Annotated in this window: 23 protein-coding genes; 9 read left to right on the forward strand and 14 right to left on the reverse strand. The window is 59.1% G+C overall.

Going from position 1 to position 25,280, the window contains the following annotated elements; genetic code table 11:
• Window positions 1–142 precede the first annotated feature (142 nt).
• Window positions 143–379 (forward strand): hypothetical protein, encoded by a 237-nt coding sequence (locus AC1MEW_RS02140; protein WP_480425294.1) that lies wholly within the window; start codon window positions 143–145, stop codon window positions 377–379.
• On the opposite strand, the gene AC1MEW_RS02145 is transcribed toward AC1MEW_RS02140, so the two are convergent.
• The 3 genes from AC1MEW_RS02145 to AC1MEW_RS02155 all read right to left on the reverse strand — a co-directional run bounded on the left by AC1MEW_RS02145 (window position 369) and on the right by AC1MEW_RS02155 (window position 4,636).
• Window positions 369–695, reverse strand: coding sequence for a hypothetical protein (locus AC1MEW_RS02145; RefSeq protein WP_201192463.1), 327 nt, complete (start codon window positions 693–695; stop codon window positions 369–371). The genes AC1MEW_RS02140 and AC1MEW_RS02145 overlap by 11 nt on opposite strands.
• A 216-nt stretch (window positions 696–911) precedes the next feature.
• Window positions 912–2,255 carry an aryl-sulfate sulfotransferase gene (locus AC1MEW_RS02150; RefSeq protein ID WP_480425296.1) on the reverse strand — a complete coding sequence of 448 codons (1,344 nt, stop codon included), beginning with the start codon at window positions 2,253–2,255 and terminating at the stop codon, window positions 912–914.
• Window positions 2,256–2,278: 23 nt separating this feature from the next.
• Complete coding sequence (locus AC1MEW_RS02155) at window positions 2,279–4,636, reverse strand: TonB-dependent receptor (RefSeq protein WP_480425297.1); 2,358 nt, start codon at window positions 4,634–4,636, stop codon at window positions 2,279–2,281.
• Window positions 4,637–4,801: 165 nt separating this feature from the next.
• Here AC1MEW_RS02155 and AC1MEW_RS02160 point away from each other — a divergent pair, with 165 nt between their 5' ends.
• A complete protein-coding gene (locus AC1MEW_RS02160; protein ID WP_480425299.1) occupies window positions 4,802–5,746 on the forward strand; it encodes a LysR family transcriptional regulator in 945 nt (314 codons plus the stop codon).
• A 216-nt stretch (window positions 5,747–5,962) separates the two neighbouring features.
• Complete coding sequence (locus AC1MEW_RS02165; RefSeq protein ID WP_480425300.1) at window positions 5,963–7,579, forward strand: alkaline phosphatase family protein; 1,617 nt, start codon at window positions 5,963–5,965, stop codon at window positions 7,577–7,579.
• Window positions 7,580–7,691: 112 nt separating this feature from the next.
• On the opposite strand, the gene AC1MEW_RS02170 is transcribed toward AC1MEW_RS02165, so the two are convergent.
• Window positions 7,692–8,597, reverse strand: a complete 906-nt coding sequence (locus AC1MEW_RS02170) for a TauD/TfdA dioxygenase family protein (RefSeq protein ID WP_480425301.1) — start codon at window positions 8,595–8,597, stop codon at window positions 7,692–7,694.
• Window positions 8,598–8,780: 183 nt separating this feature from the next.
• Here AC1MEW_RS02170 and AC1MEW_RS02175 point away from each other — a divergent pair, with 183 nt between their 5' ends.
• Window positions 8,781–9,701: a LysR family transcriptional regulator gene (locus AC1MEW_RS02175; protein WP_201199618.1), complete on the forward strand. Its 921-nt coding sequence runs from the start codon at window positions 8,781–8,783 to the stop codon at window positions 9,699–9,701.
• A gap of 124 nt (window positions 9,702–9,825) precedes the next feature.
• On the opposite strand, the gene AC1MEW_RS02180 is transcribed toward AC1MEW_RS02175, so the two are convergent.
• The gene (locus AC1MEW_RS02180) at window positions 9,826–10,839 is read right to left on the reverse strand and encodes an ABC transporter substrate-binding protein (RefSeq protein WP_201199615.1); all 1,014 of its coding nucleotides are present in this window, start codon (window positions 10,837–10,839) and stop codon (window positions 9,826–9,828) included.
• Window positions 10,840–11,220: 381 nt separating this feature from the next.
• Here AC1MEW_RS02180 and AC1MEW_RS02185 point away from each other — a divergent pair, with 381 nt between their 5' ends.
• From AC1MEW_RS02185 to AC1MEW_RS02195, 3 genes are read left to right on the forward strand one after another with little or no spacing between them, the layout of a single operon-like run.
• A complete protein-coding gene (locus AC1MEW_RS02185; protein WP_323570139.1) occupies window positions 11,221–12,819 on the forward strand; it encodes an ABC transporter permease in 1,599 nt (532 codons plus the stop codon).
• Window positions 12,816–13,631, forward strand: coding sequence for an ABC transporter ATP-binding protein (locus tag AC1MEW_RS02190; RefSeq protein WP_480425302.1), 816 nt, complete (start codon window positions 12,816–12,818; stop codon window positions 13,629–13,631). The genes AC1MEW_RS02185 and AC1MEW_RS02190 overlap by 4 nt, the downstream gene beginning before the upstream one ends.
• Window positions 13,632–13,645: 14 nt before the next feature.
• On the forward strand, window positions 13,646–15,256 hold the full coding sequence (locus AC1MEW_RS02195) for an arylsulfatase (RefSeq protein ID WP_480425303.1): 1,611 nt from the start codon (window positions 13,646–13,648) through the stop codon (window positions 15,254–15,256).
• A gap of 152 nt (window positions 15,257–15,408) precedes the next feature.
• On the opposite strand, the gene AC1MEW_RS02200 is transcribed toward AC1MEW_RS02195, so the two are convergent.
• The gene (locus AC1MEW_RS02200) at window positions 15,409–16,482 is read right to left on the reverse strand and encodes a fatty acid desaturase (RefSeq protein WP_480425305.1); all 1,074 of its coding nucleotides are present in this window, start codon (window positions 16,480–16,482) and stop codon (window positions 15,409–15,411) included.
• Window positions 16,483–16,582: 100 nt separating this feature from the next.
• Here AC1MEW_RS02200 and AC1MEW_RS02205 point away from each other — a divergent pair, with 100 nt between their 5' ends.
• Complete coding sequence (locus AC1MEW_RS02205) at window positions 16,583–17,587, forward strand: AraC family transcriptional regulator (RefSeq protein WP_201199605.1); 1,005 nt, start codon at window positions 16,583–16,585, stop codon at window positions 17,585–17,587.
• Window positions 17,588–17,854: 267 nt separating this feature from the next.
• Here AC1MEW_RS02205 and AC1MEW_RS02210 read toward each other — a convergent pair whose 3' ends face one another.
• Window positions 17,855–18,220: a response regulator gene (locus AC1MEW_RS02210; RefSeq protein WP_201255345.1), complete on the reverse strand. Its 366-nt coding sequence runs from the start codon at window positions 18,218–18,220 to the stop codon at window positions 17,855–17,857.
• Window positions 18,221–18,409: 189 nt separating this feature from the next.
• Entirely contained in the window at window positions 18,410–19,096 is a 687-nt protein-coding gene (locus AC1MEW_RS02215; RefSeq protein WP_201199581.1) for a Crp/Fnr family transcriptional regulator, read from the reverse strand.
• Between the two features lie 84 nt (window positions 19,097–19,180).
• Here AC1MEW_RS02215 and AC1MEW_RS02220 point away from each other — a divergent pair, with 84 nt between their 5' ends.
• The gene (locus AC1MEW_RS02220; protein WP_201255344.1) at window positions 19,181–19,699 is read left to right on the forward strand and encodes an Mpo1 family 2-hydroxy fatty acid dioxygenase; all 519 of its coding nucleotides are present in this window, start codon (window positions 19,181–19,183) and stop codon (window positions 19,697–19,699) included.
• A 33-nt stretch (window positions 19,700–19,732) separates the two neighbouring features.
• Here the strand turns inward: AC1MEW_RS02220 and AC1MEW_RS02225 are convergent, their stop codons facing one another.
• The 6 genes from AC1MEW_RS02225 to oscA form a co-directional block, all read right to left on the reverse strand.
• A complete protein-coding gene (locus tag AC1MEW_RS02225) occupies window positions 19,733–20,911 on the reverse strand; it encodes an integrase core domain-containing protein (protein WP_480424703.1) in 1,179 nt (392 codons plus the stop codon).
• Window positions 20,912–21,074: 163 nt separating this feature from the next.
• A complete protein-coding gene (locus AC1MEW_RS02230) occupies window positions 21,075–22,064 on the reverse strand; it encodes a sulfate/molybdate ABC transporter ATP-binding protein (protein ID WP_480425307.1) in 990 nt (329 codons plus the stop codon).
• Between the two features lie 3 nt (window positions 22,065–22,067).
• Window positions 22,068–22,940 carry a sulfate ABC transporter permease subunit CysW gene (gene cysW, locus AC1MEW_RS02235; protein ID WP_054050211.1) on the reverse strand — a complete coding sequence of 291 codons (873 nt, stop codon included), beginning with the start codon at window positions 22,938–22,940 and terminating at the stop codon, window positions 22,068–22,070.
• Between the two features lie 12 nt (window positions 22,941–22,952).
• Window positions 22,953–23,771, reverse strand: coding sequence for a sulfate ABC transporter permease subunit CysT (cysT, locus tag AC1MEW_RS02240; protein WP_463259051.1), 819 nt, complete (start codon window positions 23,769–23,771; stop codon window positions 22,953–22,955).
• A gap of 70 nt (window positions 23,772–23,841) precedes the next feature.
• The gene (locus tag AC1MEW_RS02245; protein WP_480425309.1) at window positions 23,842–24,855 is read right to left on the reverse strand and encodes a sulfate ABC transporter substrate-binding protein; all 1,014 of its coding nucleotides are present in this window, start codon (window positions 24,853–24,855) and stop codon (window positions 23,842–23,844) included.
• A gap of 150 nt (window positions 24,856–25,005) precedes the next feature.
• Window positions 25,006–25,188 carry a sulfur starvation response protein OscA gene (oscA, locus tag AC1MEW_RS02250; RefSeq protein WP_123498265.1) on the reverse strand — a complete coding sequence of 61 codons (183 nt, stop codon included), beginning with the start codon at window positions 25,186–25,188 and terminating at the stop codon, window positions 25,006–25,008.
• Between the last annotated feature and the right edge of the window lie 92 nt (window positions 25,189–25,280).

Consider the following 25,280-nt stretch of genomic DNA (forward strand, 5'->3'; position numbering starts at 1 on the left):
TCTCTTTTACGGTCTGTTCATGAACAGCTCGACACACCCGCACTTGAATCCCCCGCGAGGCGTATCGACGGGCCAATCATTGGGCCAGACGCTTATCTCTGAAAGTAACCTTTAAAGTTATGGATAGACCTGAATCGAATATATGAAGCAATCACTTTCGCCAAAGCCACGCCGTACAAGGGCTGTAGCGATGCGTGCGAAAAACGATGCTTTTCAAGCATTGAAAGTATTCGCCGAAGGCATCGATTCAGGAGAGAAGTGCGACATAGAACAGCCAAAAACAACTAACAATAAAGTGATAGTCCACACAAACAAAAACAGGCTGATGCATATTCAATGCACCAGCCTGTTGATTATTACAGCGATGTTTATTGCTTGACGAACTCGCCACCCAATGTCACGACATCACCATCGAAGTTATTGCGCGAACCCGCTGCCCGTAGCCGGGAATAATTGTGGTCCGGCGAAAACAGCGTCCAGGCTTGGTAACCCGTACCGTCATTCAACCCGGTGAGGGTGATGATGGTCGGTTGCCCGGTGCTGTTCTGGAAGTGGTAGTGCCCGTAGCTGACATCGTAATTCACACCGCCCTGGCTCAGCTTGCCGCTGAAGGTGCCATTCGAATCATTACCATCGGTAATAACCAGTTTGGCGCCAGAGTTTGAGTTAACGTAAGTACCATTAATGCTCGACATGGTTCGACTTCCTTTATCGTTTAAATTAAGTGTCTTCCGATGAGAGCAAGTTTCCTCCTGGAAACTCACGAAATAGAGCATGGTTCGACATTCGTTTATTGTCCACGCCGTAACGCAGTTATTAATCAACGAAAAAGCGATATTAACTATGCAAAGTCTTCATAAGTTATTCCAGATAGAACCACTATTACTTCCGCTGGCGATAAGCCGAAACAATCAACGACTGGCATTCGTCTGCTGCGCGCCCACACCCGGTGCAATCACCGCTGTCTGCGAACGTGGCGTCCCTTTTGGTACCCAGTCATAACTCACAGGCAACGCGCGATAGACCCAGTTGCTGATGGCATCGCTGCCCGGTGCTTTGCCGAGATAAGGGCTGACGTATTCCCAAACGTTTTCACCGTTCGCCGTCACCTGGAAAAACCGCCCGTTCATGCCCTCATCAATCAACGTGTTGCCGTTCGGTAGACGTCGCGCACTGCTGATGAAGGAGCTGTAAAACGCCCAACCCGGCTGCCTGGAACTGGCCGCGCTGTACTGCCAGACGATTTCATTCTTGAGCGGATCGATTTCCAGCACCCGTGAACCGGAAATCAGCCCAAGAGTGACGTTCGGATAACCCGCCGAACCCTGGTTATCGAACACCAACAGATTGCCCGCGCCCGGTAGGCCCGCCGGGATAATGTGGGCGTCATGCTGGCCGACGAACTGGTCGATCGGACGCGGCAGTTTCTGCGGGATTTTCGGATCGATCTGTGGCAGGTTCGGGCCAAGGCGCCAAACCACTTTGCCGCTGTGCTTGTCGATGATCGCGATGAAGTTGGCATTGCGCGAATCGAGCAACAGGTTGTCCGGGTTGAAGCGTTTATCGCCGGCATCGAACCACTTGTTCGGACCGACGAGGCTGAGGTTATTGATGTGCAGGTAATCCGGGTTGTCGCTCGCGCGCACCAGCTTCAACTGCTCGGGCGTGAAACCGAATTCATCGAGGTGTTCCGAGGCCAGCCACTGCCATTTCACCTCACCCTTGGGGCTGACCTCGTAGATCGCATCGTCAATCACCTCGGGCACTTTGAACCCGTCGACCTTGTGCACCTTGTTCGCCAGCACCACGGTGTTGCCATTGCTCAATCGACGCTGGTCATGGTGCTGTTGCGCCGCGCCGCCCGGCGCCTTGTCGCCCCACTGCCAGACCACTTTGCCGTTCCAGTCCAGTTCGCCGACGCTCTGGTTGCCTAGGCCATTACCGGCCGAACCGAGCTTGCCTGGGTCCTTGTCGCTCAGTTGCAACAGCACGTGGCCACGTTCGCCGCCGACCAGTTTCGGGTCGATGATTGCCGAAGGGAAACCGGCCTGGGGCCAGGTTTTCACCGCATTGCCGTTCATGTCGATCAGGTGCGTCTGCTTGTCGGCGCCGCTGAAAATCACGTACTGGTTGAAGGCTTTGGCCGGGTCGTAACGGGTGACGCCGGTGGGGTAGACGCTGGGCGCCGCGAAAGCGCCAACGCTCAATACTGCGCCGGACAGCAACACAGGTAACGCCGTTTTGATGCTCACCATGATGAAGCTCCTTGAGTTACCAATCAGAAGTCGTAGCGACCGGTCAGGCCGAGGGTGCGTGGCGTGCCGAGCAAGCCTTCATAACCGCCGTTGGCGCCGGTCCAGAGGGTTGTGTAATAGGTTTTGTCGAAGGCGTTTTTCAGCCACAGCGAGACATCCCACTGGCCCTGGTGGAAGTCGCCGCGCAGGCCTGTGGATAAGTTGACCACGGCATAACTCGGGATTTGCCCGAAATCCGAATCCTCCACCGTGCCTACCGCTTTGGAGCGGAAGGCGTAGCTGCCGGTGACGTACTCTTCCAAGCCGTTGCTCAGGTTCCATTTGTATTCGCCGTTGGCGTTGCCGATCCATTTCGAGGCGCCGACCACCTGGTGGCCGCTGAGGTCGCAAGAGGCCGGTGCGCCTGGGCGCAGACTGACTTCCGGCGGGCACGGGGCATCTTTGTAGGAGAGGTAGCTGACGTCGTTGAAGGAACCGTTGAGGTTCAGGGTCAGGCCGCGCAACGGGATGATCGTGCTTTCGACTTCCACGCCACGGGAGCGCACGGAGCCGGCGTTGGTCAGGTATTGCACGCGGTTGACGTCGTCATAGGCGTTGGTCTGGTAAGCGTTGACCTGGGTCCAGAACACGTTGGCGTTGAGTTGCAGGCGCTTGTCCCACAGGGTGCTTTTGAAACCGAGTTCGGCGTTGTTGGCACGCTCGGTGCCGATCAGCAACGAGTCGGCGCCGGCCGTCGGTGCGGAGCCGACCGCGAGGTTCACGCCGCCGGATTTTTCGCCGTGGGACAGGGTTGCATAGCCGAGCAGGTCATCGGTGAAGCGGTAGCTCAGGTTCAGCAGGCCTGAGGGGCTGGAGCTGTACTGATTCAAATCGCCGGAGTCGTATGCGCCGGCGCGACCGCCTCGTGCCGTGGCCGCCGCGCCTGTGACTGCCGCACCACCGACCGGCGCATCACGCGTCACCCAGGCGTTTTTTTCTTCATAAGTGCCACGCAGCCCGGCGGTGAAGTCCAGGCGCTCGGTGAGGTGCCAGGTGCCTTGGGCGAACAGCGCAAAGCTGTTGGTTTCGATGTGGCCGTTGCCGACGCTGTCGACGTTGGCCAGCGCGCCTCGCGGCGTGCCGTTCCAGATGTCCGCTTGCGGGCCGTAATAGGAGAAAGATTTGTTGTCCAGGTTCGAGCCGAAGTAATAGGCACCGAGCACGTAATCGAAGAATTCACCCTTGGGTGACGCCAGGCGGAACTCCTGGGAGTACTGCTTATCCTCCACCGACACCCCGGCGTTGTAACTCGCCGGTACGTTGAGGCCATCGTCGTTGCGCGGGGTGAAATTCCAAAAGCGATAGGAACTGATCGAGGTCAGGGTGAAGTCGCTCGGCAAGGTCCAGTTAGCCTCCACCGACGTGCCGCCCTGATGCACCGTGACGTGTTGATCGTTGTCGAGATTGACCTCGCGATGGGAGCCGTTGACCAATGTGGCGCCAGCGGTAGCGGCCCGCGCCGAGTAAAGGTTCAAACCATTGATGGTCGGCCCGGTGTTGTACAACACCCGGGTGCCGGCGCTGGAATCTTCTTCGTTATAGTCGCCGATCCAGCGCACGTTGAACGACTCGTTGGGCTTGAACAGCAACTGGCCACGGAAGCCGTCGCGCGAGCCGCCGTTCAATTCATGGCCGTTGTATTCGTTCTTGATGTCGCCGTCACTGCTGGAGCGATAGGCCGAAAAACGCCCCGCCAGTTCATCGTTCAACGGGCCGGAAATCGTGCCCTTGGTTTGGAAGTAACCGTCCTCGCCCACCGAGGTTTCGATGCTGCGCTCAGGGGTGAACGACGGCGCCCGGGTGCTGATGTTGATCACCCCGGCCGTGGTGTTTTTGCCGAACAACGTGCCTTGCGGACCACGCAAAACTTCGAGCTGCTCGATGTCCATCAGGTCGAACACCGCCATGCCCGGCCGCCCGAGGTAAACGTTGTCGATGTAGAGCCCGACGCTGCCTTCAAGACCATCGCTGGCCGGGTTGTTACCGAGGCCGCGGATCGACACGCTGGACTGGCGCGCATGCATGTAGGCGACGTTGACGCTGGGCACCAGTTGTTGCAGATCCTGGATGCGATATACCCGCTGGGTTTCCAGGGTCTGGCCGCTGACCACGCTCATCGGCGTTGGCACGTCCTGCGAACTTTCTTCGCGGCGGCGGGTGGTGACGGTCACGGTTTCCAACTGTGAACTGTCGGCCGTGGTTTTGCCGACGGGGGCTGCTTCGGGGGTCGCGGTGTCGGCCGCATAAGCCTGGGCGCTCCCCGCCAGTAACAGGGCCAGGGGCAGGGGCAGGCGTTTGAGCCGTCGGGGCGAAAGGGGTGAGGCGAGGTTCAACGGACTCATAGGGCGGCTCCTGATCAAAAAACACGCAAACGCTTTCAGCCCTGCATATTCTTTTAAGTTATTTATTTATGTTTTTAGAAAGATTTACTGCATAAGAGATTGCCTTTATAAGGAGTCCACCTGATGCATATCCAATGCATTCGCCCGATATTTTTTATGTGAAAAATGCATATCGATTTGCGCCAACTTCGTCACTTCATCGCCCTCGCCGACCAGCGCAGCTTCGTCGCGGGTGCGCTGGCGGTGAACCTCTCGCAATCGGCGTTCAGCCGCAGCATTCAGGCGCTGGAACACAGTGTCGGTTGTCAGTTGGTGGATCGCGGACGCAAGGACTTGGCGCCGACCAAACAAGGTCAGGTGTTGCTCGAACACGCGCGGCGGCTGGTCAGCGGCGCGCAGCAGATGGCCAACGAGATCAGCCAGTTCAATGGCCTGGAGGCCGGCGAATTACGCTTCGGTTGCGGCCCGGCACCGGCGGCCGGGTTGATCCCGCGGGCGATCGGTAGCTTCATCGGGCGCTATCCGAAAGCGCGGGTGCAGTTTCAGGTCGACGATTGGCAAAGCCTGAGCAAGCGGCTACTGAGTGAGGAGTTCGAATTCTTCGTCGCCGACACCCGCCATTTCGAGGCAGACCCGGACTACCTGACCCAACGCCTGCGCCCGCGCAAATGGCATTTCTGCTGCCGCGCCGGACACCCGTTAGCGGGGCGTAAGAGTGTCAGTGCGGCGGAGTTGATGAGTTATCCGATGGCCGTCAGCATTCGCCCGCCGAACCTGCGCAAAGTCATCGTCGACTTGAGTGGGCGGCCGGATTTCACGCCGAACGTGGAATGTGAAAACAGCTACAGCCTGCTGAGTGTGGTGATGCGTTCGGATGCGATCGGGATTGTCGGTGCTTACTCAGATGCGCTGCACCTCGCCAAGGGTGAATTGGTGTGTTTGAAGATTGAGGGTTTGGCGGATGATCTGGAGGAGTTGTATACGCGGTACGGGATTGTCAGCCGGGCGGGGTATCGGTTGTCGCCGTTGGCCGAGGCGATGATTGCGCAGATCAAGGAGATTGATGAGCTGGATGAAGAGGTGTGTTCTCTTGAAAATCTGGCTGTCTGACCTACCGCTATCGCGAGCAAGCTCGCTCCCACAGTAGATCCTGCAATGCCCACTCTCTGTGGCAACCACCAGTTCCCTGTGGGAGCGAGCTTGCTCGCGATGGCGTCCGCCCGGCTAACGATGCACCCACTGCATAAAACCCATTCCCCAAATGCACTTGCCTCAACCCCACCCCACCAGCGAAAACCCTCGCCTGTCTTCTGATCGGTGAACCCCATGCCCAACACCCAAAAACCCGTGCGCAACGTGCTGTACATCATGTGCGATCAACTGCGCCGCGATTACCTGTCGTGCTACGGCCACCCGCATTTGCACACCCCGAACATCGATCGCCTGGCCGCTGCCGGCGTGCGTTTCAGCCGTGCCTACACCCAAGGCACGATCTGCGGACCGTCGCGGATGTCGGCCTACACCGGACGCTATGTCAGCAGCCATCAAGTGGCGTGGAACGCGGTGCCCTTACCTCTGGAAGAGCTGACCATCGGCGACTATCTGCGCCCGCATGGCATTCGCACCGCGCTGGTGGGCAAGACCCACGCCACGCCCAATCTGGATGCGTTGCAACGGTTGGCCATCGACCCTGACAGCGATCAGGCGGACGCGTTGAACGAGGTCGGTTTCGAAGCCTATTTTCGCCACGACGGCATCTTCCCGGACGACCCGTTGTTCGATGACAAACGCGAATCCGCGCCTTACACCCATTACCTGCGCGAGAACGGCTTTGAAGGTCGAAACCCCTGGCACGACTGGGCCAACGCCGCCGAAGGCCCGCAGGATGAAATCCTCAGCGGCTGGAAAATGCGCAACGCTCATCTGCCGGCCCGCGTCCCCGAGCAGCATTCGGAAACCGTCTACACCACCGACCGCGCCATCGACTTCATCGCTGAGCAAGGTGAGCAGCCGTGGTGCCTGCACCTGTCGTACATCAAGCCGCACTGGCCCTACATCGCCCCGGCGCCGTATCACGCGTTGTATGGCGCCGATCAGGTGATTGAACCGGTGCGCGCAGCGTTCGGCGAGGAGAGTGATCACCCGGTGTACAACGCGTTTCGGCAGCATGAAGAAAGCCTGAATTTTTCCCGTGATGAGGTGCGGTTGAACGTGGTGCCGACCTACATGGGGTTGATCAAACAGGTCGATGATCAGCTCGGGCGCTTGTTTGATTTTCTCCAGAGCAACGGTCGATGGGATGACACGCTAATTGTGTTCACCAGCGATCACGGTGACTTCCTGGGCGACCATTATTTGGGGGAGAAAGAGTTTTTGCTGGAGCCTGCGGTGGGGATTCCGTTGATCGTTCGCGACCCGCGTGTGGCGGCGGATATCACTCGAGGATCGGTGGATGATCGGCTGGTGGAAACCATTGATGCGTTGCCGACGTTTATTGACGCGCTGGGTTTGCCGAGTGCTGAACACCGGCTTGAAGGACGCTCATTGATTGCGCTGCTGCACGGCGTGAAAACCAATTGGCGCCGCTATGCGATCAGCGAATATGACTACGCGTTCCAGGCCCCGGCGCGGGAGCGGCTTGCGCAGCCGATCGACCGTTGCCGCATGACCATGGTGCGCAGCGAGCGCTGGAAATACCTGGCGTACGACGGGTTTCGGCCGCAGTTGTTTGATCTGCTGAATGATCCGCAGGAGTTGCGAGATTTGGGCGCGAATCCGGCGTTTGCGGCGGTTCGTGAAGAGCATGCGGGGTATTTGTTTGAGTGGGTGCGCGGGTTGAAGCGGCGTACGACCATCAGTCATCAAGAGATTGATTTGCGCGGGCAGCGGTTTCGTTATGGTGAGCCGGAAACCGAGAAATTGGTCCAGATCGGCGTGTGGTAACCCAATCAAATGTGGGAGCGGGCTTGCTCGCGAAGACGGAGTGTCAGTCGATAAAAATGTTGACTGATACACCGCTTTCGCGAGCAAGCCCGCTCCCACAGGGGACCGTGTTTTACGCGCCTTTGATGGTCTGACTCCGCTGCCCCGCCACGCCCACCGGTACCTCGCCCTTCAACGTCACCCGGCGAACGATCCGATCCTGAGTCCCATAGTCATCCACCGCGTAATGCTGGGTGGAGCGGTTGTCCCAGATCGCCACGTCGCCAGCCTTCCAGCGCCAGCGCACGGTGTTTTCCAAACGGGTGACATGGCTCTGCAACAAACCAAACAAATGCACCGAATCCGCCTGGGAATAACCCTTGATACGCTTGACGAAATGCCCCAGCAGCAAGCTCTTTTCGCCGCTGATCGGGTGCACACGGACCACCGGGTGCTCGGTCTCGTAAACGGTGGAAGTGAAGATCTTGCGGTAGCGCTCCAGCTTTTCCGCCGACACGTCCGGTTTGGCGCCGGCGTAGTCATATTCGTTGCTGTGTACGGCGGTGAGCTTGTCTGCCAGTTCACGCAGCTCCGGCGCCAGCTCGTTGTAGGCCGTCGCGGTGTTGGCCCAGAAGGTATCACCACCGAACGCCGGGGCCACCACCGAGCGCAGGATCGAGGCTTTCGGGTACGCGTCAACGAAAGTCACGTCGGTGTGCCAGGAGTTGGCGCGCTGGCCTTCAGCGCCGTCCAGTTCCAGCAGGTAACGGGTGCCGTCGCGTACCGGTACGGTCGGGTGCGCCACTGGCTCGCCGAGCAAGTGAGCGAAGGCTTCCTGGCTTTGATCGTCGAGCTGCGTCTGCTCGCGGAAGAACACGACTTTGTATTGGACCAGCGCCTGCTGGATCGCTTCGACGGTGCTGGCGTCCAGCTCGCCGGAGAGTTTCACGCCACGAATCTCGGCGCCGATCCGGCCGGCCACCGGATGGATTTCAAGCGCGTGAACAGCGGATTTTACAGCTAAAGCGGCATTGCTCATGGGTAGACCCTCGATCGGACTGCTGACGGTTGAGCGGCAGCGAAACAATGCTCTATCTATATTCAATTTAGATCTAATAGATATCCACATGCTTCGTTGACGGAATAAGAGCTTGCATTTAAAACCTCTAGCAACCCTCGTCGCAAATGCCTTCGAGCTATTTTTAGGATGCCGGAAAAGCATATGGATCTTCGCCAGTTGCGCTACTTCATCGCCCTCAACGAACACCGCAGTTTTGTCCGCGCGGCCGACGCCATGGGCATCACTCAACCGGCGTTCAGCCGCAGTATTCAGGGGCTGGAGCAAGAGTTCGGCTGTGTGTTGGTGGACCGTGGCAACAAGGATTTGCGCCCGACACCCGAGGGCCAGGTGGTGCTGCAACATGCCTTGACCCTGGTCCAAGGCGCGGCGCTGCTCAATGCCGAAGTGACGCAGATGACCAAGCTCGACGCCGGTGAACTGCGCTTCGGTTGCGGCCCGGCGCCAGCGGTGAAACTGGTGCCGGATGCGGTGGCGCAATTCATCAATGCGCACCCGAAAGTACGCACCTGTTTTCAGGTGGATAATTGGGAAAAACTCAGCCGCGCCCTGAGCCGTGAAGAGATCGAGTTCTTCATCGCCGACATCCGCCATTTCGAAGCCGATCCGAACTTCCAGACCCAGGCCCTGACGCCCAAGCGCGGGGTGTTCTTCTGCCGGCCGGGGCATCCACTGCTGGTCAAGGACAGCCTGTCGACCAACGACATGTTCGACTACCCGTTGGCGACCACGTTGATCCCGCCGGGCATTCGCAAACTGCTGGCAAACCTCAGCGGGCGGATGGATTTTTCACCGACCATCGAGACCGAACACTTCCCGGCGTTGGTGAAAATCGTGCTGCAATCGAACGCGATTGGCATTGGCACGGAAGAAGCGTTTAACGAGGACATCGCCCAGGGCACGCTGGTGTTGCTGCACTGGCGCAATTTGCCGCAGAACATCGAGAGCATGAATGCGCGGTGCGGGATTGTCAGTCGCACCGGGTTTCGGTTGTCGCCGGCGGCGCGGGCGATGATTGAGACGTTGGTGGCGGTGGATAAACAAGAGATTAGCGTCGCGGTTTGATGACCCCATCGCGAGCAAGCTCGCTCCCACAGTAGATTTGCGGTATACACAAATTTTGTGTCCGGCAGAGATCCACTGTGGGAGCGAGCTTGCTCGCGATGAGGCCAGTGAGATCGCTAAAAATTCAGAGCTTCGCTGCAGCCAACTCCGGCGCTACCCAATCCGTCACTTTGAACGGCTTGCGAATCAGCTTCTGCTGCGAAGCCAAATCCACTGCATCCTGCAATTTCCCCAGGAACACCGGATCCAGCGTCGAGGGGAACACGTCGCTCAACTTCTGATCCTTCAAATCCTGCTGAAGAATCACTGGCGGATAACTCGCCAGCCCCGACACCAACTGAATGTACGCATCCTTGTTGCTGTCCTGCGTCAGCCACTCCACCGCTTGCTGCTGCGCCTTCAACAGTTTCGCGACCGCCTCCGGATGCTCGTCGACAAATTTCCCGGTGCCCACCAACACCGCCTGAACACTGCCCGCCCCACCCAGATCCTTGGTGTTCAACGGCAACTCGGCCAACCCCTTGGCTTGCAACGCCGTCAATCCAGAACTGCCCCACGACGCATCAATCTGCTTGGCCGCCAGCGCGGCAACGGCGCCGCTAAAGTCCAGATTAATGACCTTCAGATCCTTCTCGCTCAAACCCTGGCTGGCCAGCGCCGCATCAAAAGACAACTGAGTAGCGGTGCCCCGAAAGATCGCCACGCGTTTGCCTTTGAGGTCTTGCAGGGTTTTGATCCCCGAACCGGGCACCACGCCCAGGTACTGTTTCACCCCGCGCGCAGAGGCGCTGAGCAGGCGGGTGTCCAGACCATTGGACTTACCGATGATTGCCGCGAGATCTCCCAGGTAAGCCAGGTCTACCTGACCGTTGGCGAACGCTTCGTTGATCACCGGCCCGGCGCCTTTGAAGAAACTCCACTGAATTTTGATCCCCTGATCGGCGAAGGCTTTCTCAAAAATCTGCTGGTCGCGCAATACATCCGTTATGCCGCCGCCACTGTGCTGGGTGCCGGCGCTGAGGTCGGGCACGGCGATCCGAATTTCCTTGAGTTCGTCGGCGTGGGCGGTGAACGCCAGCAACCCCGCCAGGGCCGGTATGGCAAACAGACTGATGACACGTTTGAAGGGACGATTCATGGGTGCGGCTCCTGGTGGCGACGGCGTTGAGGAGCAGAACGTAGGCTGAATCAGTCCCTACGCTTAAATACTATAAATTCACATTTTTATAGCTTTTGGGTCTATGTCAGTCAAAGCGGGGCTCTCGGGCGGGTATGCATAAACAGCATCGAAAATATTCTTCGAATGCATTGGATGCGTGTGGGCTGGAGGCCTTAAATGGTCTCGCTTATCTCTCAATAGCATTGATTTTAATTTTTATAGATCAAATTCGCATACACCTTAAACCTGTTGGAGCGAGGCTTGCCCGCGAAGAGGCCGTCACATCCAACAAGAGGGTGACTGACAGATAGCCTTCGCGGGCAAGCCCCGCTCCTACAAGGTCAAAAACGGAGGTCATTCATGGCCCGTGTTTCCCTTCTCAGCCTGCCGCTGGCCGCCCCACCGCTCAATGGCCGGCGCCTTTGGCCAAGCCTGAGCCAGCGTCTCCTGCCCTGGATGTTACCGATCAGCCTGTTCGCCCTATGGTGGCTGGCCAGCCGCAATCACTGGATGAGCGAGCAGATCCTGCCGGCGCCCTCTCTGGTCTGGAACAGCGCCGTCGAACTGTCCCAAGGCGAGTTGTGGAGTCATCTGTGGATCAGCCTGCAACGCCTGTTCTGGGGCTTGCTCGCCGGGATCAGCGCTGGCGCAGCCTTGGGCGCGGCGCTGGGTTTCAGTCGGCGTCTGGAGCGCCTGGTGTTCCCGACGTTCGCCGGTTTGGCGCAAGTCCCGACCCTGGCCTGGATTCCGCTGTTCATGGTGTTTTTCGGCATCGGTGAAGTGTTGAAACTGGTGGTGCTGGTGAAGGCGATTGTGGTGCCGGTGACCCTGCACACCTTGGTCGGTGTGCGCGACGCACAACCCAAATTGCGCGAGGCCGCCGCCGTGCTGCGTCTGCCGCCGCGACTGTTGATCCGTCGCCTGGTGCTGCCCGCCGCGCTGCCCGCCTTCATGGCCGGTGTGCGACTGGCGCTGGCCGCCGGTTGGACCTCGTTACTGGCGGTGGAACTGCTGGCGTCCAGCGAAGGCATCGGTTACCTGATGGTCTGGGCGCGCCAGTTGTTCATGCTCGACATCGTCTTCGTGGTGATCGTGGTCATCGGTTTGATCGGCGTGGCGATGGATCGCGGCATCGGTCTGCTGGATAAAAAATGGGTGCACTGGCCGCACCCGGCCACCGCCGAAATCCGCCGTGGGCCGAAGTATCAAGGCTCGCAACACCTGCAACCCTGGCTGCTGCCCTTGGCGTTGCTGACGTTGTGGCAAGTGACCACGGATCAGCAGTGGATCGACGCGAATATCCTGGTCAGCCCGTTCGCGGTTTTGGAAACCACTTGGCACGGCCTGCGAGACGGCACATTGATCAGCGGCATGGCCCTGAGCCTGGGCCGCACCCTCGGCGGTTTGCTGCTGGGCGGTGGACTCGGATTTTTGCTGGGCTTGCTGCTGGGGCTGTCGCACACCAGTGAACGCATCCTCGGTCCGACCCTCGCTGCCATCCGCCAAATCGCGATTTTCGCCTGGGTGCCGCTGCTCACCGCATGGTTCGGCCTGGGGGAATTGGCCAAGTGGGTATTCGTCGCACTCGCTGCATTTTTTCCGCTGTTTATTGCCACCCAACGCAGCGTCGCCAACCTCTCGCCGCAACTGAATGAAGCCGCTCAAGTGCTGCGTCTGAATCTCGGCCAACGCCTGCGCCGCCTGGTCTTGCCGGGCGCGGCCCCGGGGATCTTCGCCGGCCTGCGCCTGAGCCTGATCTACGCCTGGCTCGGCACCATCGGCGCCGAATATTTCATGCCGTCCAATGGCGGCATCGGCAGCCAGATGATCGGTGCCCAGCAACTGCTGCGCATGGACCTGATCATGGCCGGCATGCTGCTGGTGGGCCTGACCGGTGCCCTGCTCAACCTCATTGGCCAACGCCTGGAAATCCGCGCTACCCGCTGGAGACACGCATGAACGCACCGATTGTCAGCTTCAACCACGTCGGCAAATCCTTCGACGTCGACGGCTTCGAACTCGAGGCCATACGTGAATTCAACCTGGAAATCGCCGAGGGTGAATTCGTCGCCATTGTCGGCTCCAGCGGCTGTGGTAAATCAACTTTGTTGCGACTGCTGGTGGGGCTTGATACGCAGTTTCGCGGGCAGATTACCGTGGACGGCAAAGCGGTCACTGGCATCGGCAGCGAACGCGGAATTGTCTTTCAGGAACACCGTTTGTTCCCATGGCTGACGGTGGCCGACAACATCGGCCTGGGCCTGGTCAACGAACCGCTGAGCGCCGAACAAAAGCAAAAACGCGTGGACGACTTCATCGAGTTGGTCGGCCTCAGCGACTTCACTCGCGCCTATCCGCACCAGCTCTCCGGTGGCATGGCGCAACGGGTGGCGATTGCGCGCGGCCTGGTCGCCAGCCCCCGGATTCTGCTGCTGGACGAACCCTTCGGCGCCCTCGATGCACTGACCCGTCAGCAGATGCAGGACGAGCTGCTGGCGATCCGGGCACGGGCAAAAATCACCACGATTCTAGTCACCCACGATGTGGAAGAAGCGATCTTCCTCGCGGACCGCGTGGTGGTGATGGAACCGCGTCCCGGACGGATCAAGCAAGTGGTCGACATCGCCCTGCCCCATCCGCGTCAGCGCAGCAGTTTCGACTTCCACCAATTGCGCGAAGAACTGCTGCACGAACTCACCAGCGATGACCATTACCAACCGGTCGTGCCGGTACAAATCCGCGATCTGCCGCTGTCCTTTATTGCCTGCTGAACAGGAGATTTTTGATGCCGCAACGTCCCAACTTTCTGGTGATCCTGGCGGATGACCTGGGTTTTTCCGATATCGGCGCGTTCGGCGGCGAAATCGCCACGCCGAACCTCGATGCGTTGGCCAACAACGGCCTGCGCCTGACCGACTTCCACACCGCGCCGACCTGCTCGCCGACCCGTTCGATGCTGCTCACCGGTACCGACCACCACATCGCCGGCATCGGCACCATGGCCGAAGCGCTGACCCCCGAACTGATCGGCAAACCGGGTTACGAAGGTCACCTCAATGACCGCGTAGTCGCGTTGCCTGAGTTGCTGCGCGAGGCCGGTTACCAGACGCTGATGAGCGGCAAATGGCACTTGGGGCTGACCGCTGAACTGGCGCCGCATGCGCGGGGTTTCGAGCGTTCGTTCTCGCTGCTGCCCGGCGCTGCCAACCATTACGGTTTCGAACCCACCTACGATGAGCAAACGCCGGGGCTGCTGAAATCCACACCGGCGCTGTATATCGAGGACGATCAATTCATCGATGAGTTGCCGAAGGATTTCTATTCCTCCGACGCCTTTGGCGACAAGCTTTTGCAGTATCTGAAGGAGCGCGATCAGACCCGGCCGTTCTTTGCCTACCTGCCGTTTTCGGCACCGCACTGGCCGTTGCAGGCTCCGGCCGACGTGGTCGAGAAATACCGTGGACGCTATGACGCAGGCCCCGAGGTGTTGCGCCTTGAGCGTCTGGAAAAACTAAAATCCCTGGGGTTGATCGACGCCGATGTCGAACCGCATCCGCTGATCCAGCTCAACGCGCAATGGGACGCCTTGAGCGACGAACAACGGCAGGTTTCCGCGCGAGCCATGGAGGTTTACGCGGCGATGGTCGAGCGCATGGACTGGAACATCGGCCGTGTCGTCGACTACCTGCGCAATCAGGGGCAACTGGACAACACGTTCATCTTGTTCATGTCCGACAACGGTGCCGAAGGCGCGCTGCTGGAAGCCTTCCCGAAATTCGGCCCGGAGCTGCTGACTTATCTGAACCAGCAATACGACAACAGCCTGGACAACATCGGCCGCGCCAATTCCTACGTCTGGTACGGGCCGAGCTGGGCTCAGGTCGCGACCGCGCCGTCACGGTTGTTCAAGGCGTTCACCACTGAAGGCGGGATTCGGGTGCCGGCGCTGGTGCATTACCCGCAGCTGTCGCTCAAGGGCCAGGTCAGCCACGGGTTTGGCACGGTGATGGACGTCACGCCGACCATTCTCGACCTCGCCGGTGTGCGCCATCCCGGCAAGCAGTGGCGCGGCAAGCCAGTGGCGCAGTTGCGCGGGAAATCGTGGCTGGGGTTTCTATCCGGCGAGACGGCGCAGGTGCATGACGAGCACACCGTGACCGGGTGGGAATTGTTCGGGCGGCGGGCGATTCGGCAGGGGCAGTGGAAGGCGGTTTACATTCCGGGGCCGGTGGGGCCGGCGACCTGGCAGCTTTATGATCTGGGAAGTGATCCGGGGGAGATTCATGATTTGGCGGTTAGTCAGCCAGAGAAGCTCAGCGCATTGATCGAACATTGGCAGACTTATGTGGATGAGACCGGGGTGATATTGAGCGAGTCGCCATTTCAGCCGGATTGAACACTAACACTGTGGCGAGGGGGCTTGCCCCCGTTCGGCTGCGAAGCAGTCGTAAACCAGACGACCGACCTCTATCTGTTAAACCTCGGTCGTCTGGTTTTGGGGCCGCTTCGCAGCCCAACGGGGGCAAGCCCCCTCGCCACAGGTATGAGTCAGGCCTGGGCGGTTTGTGTCGTGGCGCTCACCACCTCGTCCTTGCGAACAAACCGGTTCGCCCGCACAAACGTCCCGAAATCATTAAACCGAACCCCCATCTCGCGCATTACCTTATGCGCCACCGGCACGGTCATCTGGCGGATGTAAAACGGTTCCTTCACCACAAAGTGATGAATCCCGTGGCTGCTGCCGAAGTTGAAGCAGAACACTTGCAACGGCCACATCCACCAAGGGTTCAGCACCTGAGTCTGTTGAATCACATTCCCCAGCTCCACATCACCGTAGTAATGCATGTTCGAACTGACAAAGTGCAGGCAAAAAGTGCGCAACACGTTCGGCCCGATGATCACCACTGCCGCAATATCGATCACTTGCATCACGGACAGCGTGGTCGCCGACCACTCAATCGGTGCACCGAGCAAATGCGCAATGCCATTGGCCGCATGAAAGCCGAGAAACACATACCACGCGCCCCAATGCACCAGCGCCAAAGGCGCATAGACCTTCAAGGTGCGCTTGATGATGCTGAATTTGTGCGCCCAGGTCTTGGCCCGCAGCATGCGAATAAACGCCGACATCACGTTATCGCCGACCATCAACAGCCGGGCAATGCCCCAAGGCTCGCCATTGGTGATCGCCCGCTCTTCCATGTCGCTTTCCGTGCCGGAAACCTTGTGGTGATTGAGGTGCAGATGACGGCGGATCCACGGGTTGATCGTGCTTGGCCGCGCCAGCCAGACCAGGCCCATCATCAGGTTGTGCGGCAGGCGTTGCTTGCGGAAGTACATGCTGTGAATCAGGTCGTGTTCCAGTTCGTGGGTCAACGACGCAAAAAACGCATTGAGCAACAGGCACGCCCACCAGGCCATGTGCCCGGTGATGTAGAGCGCCGCCGAACCGATCATCCCGACCAGCGCAAAGGCCAGAATGCCTGCGCCCAAAGCGTCCTGATGGTTAAGAATCGGGTAGCGTTTGCGCAGTTCGACGCCCTTGGCCAGCACCACTTCGCGAATATGTGCTGATCGCTGGGCTGCATTCAGTCGCTGGGGACTTGCAGAAGTACGGTCCATGCTTCCATCCTCTGGTTATTGATGCTCACATCCTGCCTTGTGACGCCTCACAAGATGGTAGCCGTGAACGCCAACCTGTTGACCGGAAGCGCCAATCACCATGAGTGAACCGACCTCCCTCGCCAGCTGGACCCGCGCCCTGCGCAAGCAACTCGATGCGTTGGGCCTCGACAGCACCGCCCTGTGCCAACAGGCGGGGCTTGACCCGCAGTTGATGGACGACCCGAACGCCCGTTATCCGTTGTCCAGCACCACGCGCCTGTGGGAAATCGCCGTGCAGGCCAGCGGCGACCCGGCGATCGGCTTGCGGGTGTCGCGCTTTGTCAGCCCGACCACATTCCACGCGTTGGGTTATGCGCTGGTGGCCAGCGGCAGTCTGCGGGAAGTGTTCGAGCGCATCGTGCGTTATCACCAAGTGGTCAGCGATGCGTTGGAACTGGAGCTGACTCGCGGCGAGGATCGCTACCGTTTCCGCCTGAAAGTCCCCCTCGGTAGTCTGGCCCCGGCCTTCGAAGCCATCGACGCCTTCGCGGCGATCTACGTGCGCACCTGCCGCAATCGCCTGGGCCGCGAGTACGCGCCAATGGCGGTGTACCTGCGCCGCCCGGAACCGGCGGACCCGCATCAGTGGCACAAAGTCTTTCGCTCCCCGGTGTACTTCAGCGCCGATGAAGACCGACTGGAATTCTCGCTGGTGGATTTCGACAGCCACCTGGACGACGCGAACCCGGAACTGGCCGAACACAACGAAACCGTGCTCAAACGCACCCTGGCACAGCTCAAACCGCTGACCTGGGAGCGCAAGGTGCGCGACGCCATTGAAGAACAACTTCCAGAAGGCGAACCCAGCGCCGAACGCATCGCCCAGGCCCTGCACCTGAGCTTGCGCAGCCTGCAACGGCACTTGGCGGATGAGGGTTGTCGATTCGACACGTTGCTCAACGAAAGCCGCGAAAACCTGGCGCTGCTGCATCTGCGTGATCCGCAGTGTTCGTTGAGTGAGGTCAGCTATTTGCTGGGGTTTGCCGATACGAGCAGCTTCAGCCGCGCGTTCAAACGCTGGACGGGGATGACGCCGGGGCAGTTTCGGGATGGGTTGCGGTAACGGATCCAGAAGGTGTGGTGAATTGACTGGCCCCTTCGCGAGCAAGCCCGCTCCCACATTTGATCTTCAGTGAACACAAAATCCACTAACAACGCAGAACCACTGTGGGAGCGGGCGTGCTCACGAAGGCGATCTTCAACTCACCACAGTTTCCACTTGGCCGACTTGCATCGCATACGATGCAAATTTATACAAATCATGGAAATGCATTGTATTTAGTGCATTTCGAAACGAAGAGTTGGCCAATTTTGGCCTGACTTTCAGTAATCACCGCCCCCGATCACGCCGCAACAACTTACGCACCCGCGCCACCAGTTCGCTCACGGTGAACGGTTTGAGCAGGTAGTCATCCTCATGCAACTCCAAACCGCGCAGTCGATCTTCGATGCCATCCTTGGTGGTGAGGAACAGCACCGGGGTTTCGCCAAGTTTGCGGATCTGCTGCTGCAACTGCCAACCGTTGAGGCCCGGCAGCATGACGTCGAGGATGATCAGTTCGTACTCGCCGGACTCGATAAAGCGCCGACCGTCCATGCCGTTTAGCGCCACATCGACTGAATAGCTCGCCTCATTCAGGCCGTTGGCCAGGAGTTTGGCGGTTTCAGGTTCGTCTTCCACTAACAGGACACGCATGGCACACCTCGATTATTCAGGGGTACAGGCTAGGCGTGTTCGGGCCGGTTGCCCATCACTAACTTCAACATATCCCCCCTGTGGGAGTGGGCTTGCTCGCGAATGCGGAGTGTCAATCGGCATTGATGTTGGCTGACAGGACGCCTTCGCGAGCAAGCCCGCTCCCACAGGGGGGGTCAATGTTTTCAGCTAAATCGTGGCCAGCGCCCGCAACCGCTCGGCGTCCAGAATCTCGATCTCGCCATAGCCCAGGCCGATAATCCCCTGGCCCTGCAATTCCTTGAGCAACTGGTTGGTGGTCTGGCGCGACAGCGACAACATCGACGCCAGTTGCTCCTGGGGCAGTTGCAGTACCCGTCGCGGCGGATCGACTTCGCCATAGCCCTCGGCAATCATCAGCAAGCGGTGGGCAAGGCGGGCCGGGGCCGGCAGCAGGCTCAGTTGTTCGAGGTAGATGAAGGTCAGGCGCAGTTTGTGGCTCATCAGCAACGCCAATTGCCGCCAGTACAGCGGTTGTTCATCGAGCAACTTCAGCAATGCCGTTTGCGGGATGTGCAGCAGGATGCATTGACCCACGCCATAGGCGTCGTGGGTCCGGGGCTGGCCATCGAACAGACAGATTTCGCCGAACCAGTGCGGTGGCTCGACCAGGCTCAGCAGCGCCTCCTTGCCCTGCTCGCTCACCGCACCGATGCGTATCGAGCCTTCGAGTACCGCGTACAGACCGCACGGCGGATCGCCACGCTTGAACAGCCGCTGCCCCGCCGTCAACCGCCGAACCCGGGCTGCCGCCAGCAGACTATCCTGAAAGGGAACGGGTAAATGACTGAACCACTGCCCACTCATCAGGCGTGGACGCCAGACCTGCATATCCATGAAGACTCCTAGAGATTGTCGCCTGGCTGACAGAGCGAGCGCCGAACCCGGGGCATGATCAGTCACCCTACAGGAGGAATAACAATGAAAAGCCTCGTTGACCATCTCAGTCAATACGCCGCCTACCACCGTGACCCCCGCAATATCGCCAGCCACTTTATCGGCATTCCGCTGATTGTGGTGGCCGTCGCGGTTTTACTGTCGCGGCCGCAATGGGCTGGAGGCTGGGTTTCGCCGGCGGTGCTGCTGGCGTTGGCGTCTGCGTGGTTTTACTTGCGCCTGGAGCTGCGCCTCGGGGTGCTGATGACGGTGTTGCTGGGCCTGTCGGTTTGGCTGGGGCATGCGTTGGCGCAGCAAAGCACGATGCTCTGGCTGAGCAGTGGCGTGGGGATGTTTGTGATTGGCTGGGCGATTCAGTTTGTCGGTCATCACTATGAGGGGCGTAAGCCGGCGTTTGTCGATGATGTGACGGGGTTGATTGTCGGGCCGTTGTTTGTGGTGGCGGAACTGGCGTTTTTGTTGGGGTTGCGGCAGGACCTCAAGGAGCAGATTGAGGCGCGGGTTGGGGGTGTGAGAATCAATCCGAAGCGTGCTGCTGCGTAGATCGTATTCGCGATGTAGAAACGGACACATCCTTTACGATTGAAACCGGGGACATCCTTTACGTTTCTGTTGGCTTGAAAGGCGGCTTTCGCCGCTTTTCAGCCTGCCTAAAAGGTAGTTGCAGAGGTAAATATCCCAAACATCATCGTCTACTTCCTTGAGTCCTAGCGCCTCACCTGCCAAGGATTCACTGACGAAAATCATCTTGCCTTTCCATTTCATCGACCCATTCTGCCTGACCATGCGGATCGTCATGTCCGAAGCGTAATCGGCCTCAGGCACGCGTCCGTCGTACTGCCGTTTTGACGGCTCATAGAGGTCCGCAGGAACTTTCATCTCTAAAGCCTTGTGAGGCCGTACGTAATTGAACTCTTGTCGAAACTGTTCGAATGCCAACTGTTGTTCCACCAGGTTACGTTCAGGTGCATGAAGCAATGCAGCCTTGAGCGTTCGATGCATGCGTTCATGACGGCCATTCTGGTCAGGTCGCCCCGGCTGAATTCGTTCTGGGTAGATCCCTAAACGTATCCACCACGCCGCCAGACTGGAGATGCGTGAAATGCCGGTGGAGGCAAAGGGGGAGCCGTTATCCGTGCGGATCACGTCAGGCAAGCCGTACTCCCGAAACGCCCAGTCAAAACCCTCGCGGGCGCCGGCAACACTGCTTTGCGCTCTGCACAGCAATAGAAATCGACTGACGTGATCAGTAATTGTCAGTGGGTAACAACGTTGGCCGTTCTGAAGCGCGAAGTCACCTTTAAAATCCGCTGCCCATGTCTGATTAGGCGAAGTGGCGTCGCGCAGCGGATTTTTTCCTGCTGGTGGGCGATTGAGGAAGCGCCGTTTTTGCACCAGGCCTGCTCGCTTAAGCCACTCGCCTGCCGTGCTGACCGTTGGCCAAGACAACTCTGGATGATCGATTTTAAGGTTATGCACCAGTTTTTCAGGTCCCCAGCTGTGATGCTCGCGCTTGTACGCGATTAGCAACTCAAGCACCTCGTCGCTGATTTTGAAAGGGCTCGTATGCGGGCGCCGTGACAGCTCCTTTAGCCCATCAATGCCATGTGCCTCGTAGCGTGCAAGCCATTTGTCCAAAGTGGGTCGGCTGAGCCCGTAGTGATGGGCCAGCTCGCTTTTGGAATGGCTGCCTTGCAGCCAGTCGCCTATGAGTTTGATTCGTTGATCCATTGGAGACTCTTGATTCCAGGGCATGGTCAGGTACCTCCTGACCGTATTTCACACCTGTAAAGGATGTCTCCGGTTTAAAACGTAAAGGATGTCTCCGGTTTCTACCCGAGCAAGCCCGCTCCCACAGGGGATTTATGTACGCCATAGATCCAATGTGGGAGCGGGCTTGCTCGCGAAGCTTTTGATTTTAGATGTTGGCGACTTTCTGCCAGACCTTGGGTTTGAAGAACAACGTCTCACCCTTGGCCAACCCGACCAGGCTGTCGTGATCCTTCACCACTTCAGCCTCGATCAGTTCGCTCTGCCCTTCAACCTTCAACGTCACCCGAGTGGTGGCGCCCAATGGCCGGATATCACGCACTTCAGCCGCGTGGTGATCCTCCAGCTCATGCCGCGACAGCGACACTTCGTGCGGGCGGAACAGCACGTGATTGTCGTCACCCAAGTGCAAACGGTTGGAGTCACCGAGGAAGTGATAAACGAAATCGCTGGCCGGGTTTTCGTAGACGTCGCCCGGTGAACCGATCTGCTCGATCACACCTTTGTTCATCACCACGATGCGATCCGCGACTTCCATCGCCTCTTCCTGGTCGTGGGTCACGAACACGGAAGTCAGGTTGATGTCTTCGTGCAGCCGCGCCAACCAGCGACGCAGTTCTTTACGAACCTTGGCATCCAGTGCGCCGAAGGGTTCATCGAGCAGCAAAACCTTCGGCTCCACCGCCAACGCGCGGGCCAGGGCAATACGCTGACGCTGGCCGCCGGACAATTGCTCCGGGTAGCGATCCGACAACCAATCCAGTTGCACCATGTTCAGCAGTTCGTGGACTTTCACCGCGATCTGGCTTTCGCTCGGGCGCTGGTTTTTCGGCTTCATGCGCAGGCCGAACGCGACGTTGTCGAACACCGTCATGTGGCGGAACAAGGCGTAGTGCTGGAACACGAACCCGACGTTGCGATCACGCACGTCGTGGCCGGAAACGTCTTCACCGTGGAACACGATGCTGCCCTGGTCCGGGGTTTCCAGGCCGGCGATGATCCGCAGCAGCGTGGTCTTGCCGCAACCCGACGGGCCGAGCAGCGCCACGAGTTCGCCGCTCTGGATGTCCAGGCTGATGTTGTCCAGCGCCTTGAACGCGTTGAAATTCTTGCTGACGTTACGCACTTCGATCGACATGACTTATTCCTCCGCGGCGCTGGCGCGCAGGCGGTTAATACGGTTTTCGCTCCACTGCTTCAGCAGCAGGATGAAGAGCGCCATGATCAGCAACAGGCTCGCCACAGCGAACGCGGCCACGTGGTTGTATTCGTTGTAGAGGATCTCGACGTGCAGCGGCAAGGTGTTGGTCACCCCGCGAATGTGCCCGGAAACCACCGACACCGCACCGAACTCACCCATCGCCCGCGCGGTACACAACACCACGCCGTAGATCAGGCCCCATTTGATATTGGGAACGGTCACGTGCCAGAACATCTGCCAGCCATTAGCGCCCAGCAGGCGCGCGGCCTCTTCTTCCTGGGTGCCTTGTTCCTGCATCAGCGGGATCAGCTCCCGGGCGACGAACGGCACGGTGACGAAAATCGTCGCCAGCACGATGCCCGGCAAGGCAAAGACGATCTGGATGTCGTGGTCCTGCAACCACGGACCGAACAGCCCCTGGGCGCCAAACATCAGCACGTAGACCAGACCGGCGATCACCGGCGATACCGAGAACGGCAGGTCGATCAGCGTCACCAGCATGCTCTTGCCGCGGAACGAGTATTTACTCACGCACCACGCTGCGCTGACGCCGAACACCACGTTCAGCGGCACCGAAATTAGCACGGCAATCACCGTGAGTTTCAGCGCCGACAAGGCGTCCGGTTCAAAGATCGCGGTGAAGAACGCACCCAGGCCGTTTTTCAAGCCCTGGGATACGACGATAAACAGCGGCAACAGCAAAAACAGGGTGAAGACCAGCCAGCACAGGCCGATCAGGATGCGCCGCGACGTAGCACTGCCACGGCGGGCGGCGTTGGCCGAAGAGGCGGCCGCAATAGACGATTGGGACATGTTCGCGCCTCCTTATGGGGTTTCGATGCGCCGCTGCAACAAGTTGATCAGCAGCAACAGGACGAAGGAAACCACCAGCATCAGCACGCCAATGGAAGTAGCACCGGTGTAATCGTATTGGTCGAGCTTGACCATGATCAGCAGCGGCAGGATCTCGGTTTTCATCGGCATGTTGCCGGCGATGAAAATCACCGAGCCGTACTCACCGACGCCACGGGCAAACGCCAGGGCGAAACCAGTCAGCCAGGCGGGCAACAGCGCGGGCACCAGGATGTAGCGGAACACTTGCAACGGTTTGGCACCGAGGCAGGCAGCGGCTTCTTCCACTTCACGAGGGATATCGGCTAGTACCGGCTGCACCGTGCGCACCACGAACGGCAACGTCACGAAGGTCAGTGCCAGGGTGATACCGAGCGGGGTGTAGGCGATCTTGAAACCCATGTCTGCGGCGAACTGCCCGACCAGACCGGTCGGCGTGTACAGCGCAGTCAGCGCGATACCGGCCACGGCGGTGGGCAGGGCGAACGGCAGGTCGATCATCGCGTCGATGATCTTGCGGCCCGGGAAGGTGTAGCGCACCAGCACCCAGGCCAGCAACGTGCCGATGATGCCGTTGATGATCGCGGCATACAGCGCAGTGCCGAAGCTCAGCTTCAACGCCGCCAGCACGCGAGGCGCGGTAACGATGGCGTAGAACTGATCCCAGGTGAGTTGGGAGGCATGGATGAACATGGCCGCCAGTGGAATGAGCACAATCAGGCTGAGGTACACCAAGGTGTAGCCCAGCGTCAGCCCGAAGCCGGGTATGACGGGGGAGATACGACGCGACATAAAAGTCCTTGGTTGAGAACGCGCAAAGCCCCGACGGTTAAATCGGGGCTCGTTTTATGGCTGCTGCAGGTTACTGCGCCTGGTAAATCTGGTCGAACACGCCACCGTCATTGAAGAATTTCGGTTGGGCAGTTTTCCAGCCGCCGAAGTCTTTGTCGATGGTCACCAGGTCCAGTTTCGGGAACTGCTTGGCGTATTTGGCCGCTACGTCCTTGTCACGTGGACGGTAGAAGTTTTTCGCGGCGATTTCCTGACCGGCCGGGCTGTACAAGTGCTTGAGGTAGGCTTCGGCGATTTGCTCGTTGCCCTTTTTCTCGGCGTTCTTGTCGACGACGGCCACTGGCGGCTCGGCGAGGATCGACAGCGAAGGCACGACGATTTCGAACTTGTCGGCGCCACCATCTTCTTTCAGCGCCAGGAACGCCTCGTTTTCCCAGGCCAGCAACACGTCGCCCTGACCGTTGTTGACGAAGGTAATGGTCGAACCGCGAGCACCGGTGTCCAGCACAGGCACGTGCTTGAACAGGGTTTGAATGTAGTCTTTGGCCTTGGCTTCGTCACCGCCGTTGGCTTTCAGGCCGTAGGCCCAGGCCGCGAGGAAGTTCCAGCGTGCGCCGCCGGAGGTTTTCGGGTTCGGGGTGATGACCGACACGTCATTCTTGACCAGGTCGCCCCAGTCCTTGATGCCTTTAGGGTTGCCCTTGCGCACCAGGAACACGATGGTCGAGGTGTAAGGCGTGCTCGCATCCGGCAGACGCGTCTGCCAGTCGGCTGGCAGGGTCTTGCCGAGTTTGGCGATTTCGTCGATGTCACCGGCCAGGGCCAGGGTCACCACGTCGGCGCGCAGTCCGTCGATGACCGCACGGCCCTGTTTGCCCGAGCCACCATGGGACTGCTGGATTTTCACGTTGTCGCCAGCGTGGTCTTTCTTCCAGAAGTTAATGAATTCGGCGTTGTAGTCCTGATACAGCTCGCGCGTCGGGTCGTAAGACACGTTGAGCAGTTCGTAATCCTTGGCAACCGCGGAGCCTGCAAAAAAGGCACTGGCCAGCGCGGCCAAAGCAAAATGACGAATCGACGACATGGTGAAAGCTCCTGGAATTCTGGTTGTGTTGGCTTTTCTTATGAGTTGCTTGAATCGCGGTTGCCGGTGTCAAAGATCGCAGCCTTCGGCAGCTCCTACATCAATCCCCCGTAGGAACTGCCGAAGGCTGTGATCTTTTGATCTTTCGCTTCAGCTCGGTTTATTGACCGGGTTCTGCAAGCGGAATTTCTCTTTGCGTTCGATCTGGACCACCTGGGCGTTGTGCACGGTGATTTCTACTGCGCCGAATCGCAGATCGCGCAGGGCGCTCTGGATCTCACGCAAAATGGTTGCTTCGTCCTGGCCGTCAACGCTACGTAGGGATGCGCTCATGGTGCTGCTCCTTCGACTGAGAGGTTGCCTGGCAGTGGCGGCACTGCTTGCGGCGTGAGGGCAATAGTAGATAGGCGCGGATATTCTTAAAA

It is taken from the genome of Pseudomonas sp. ASL4 (assembly GCF_056680395.1).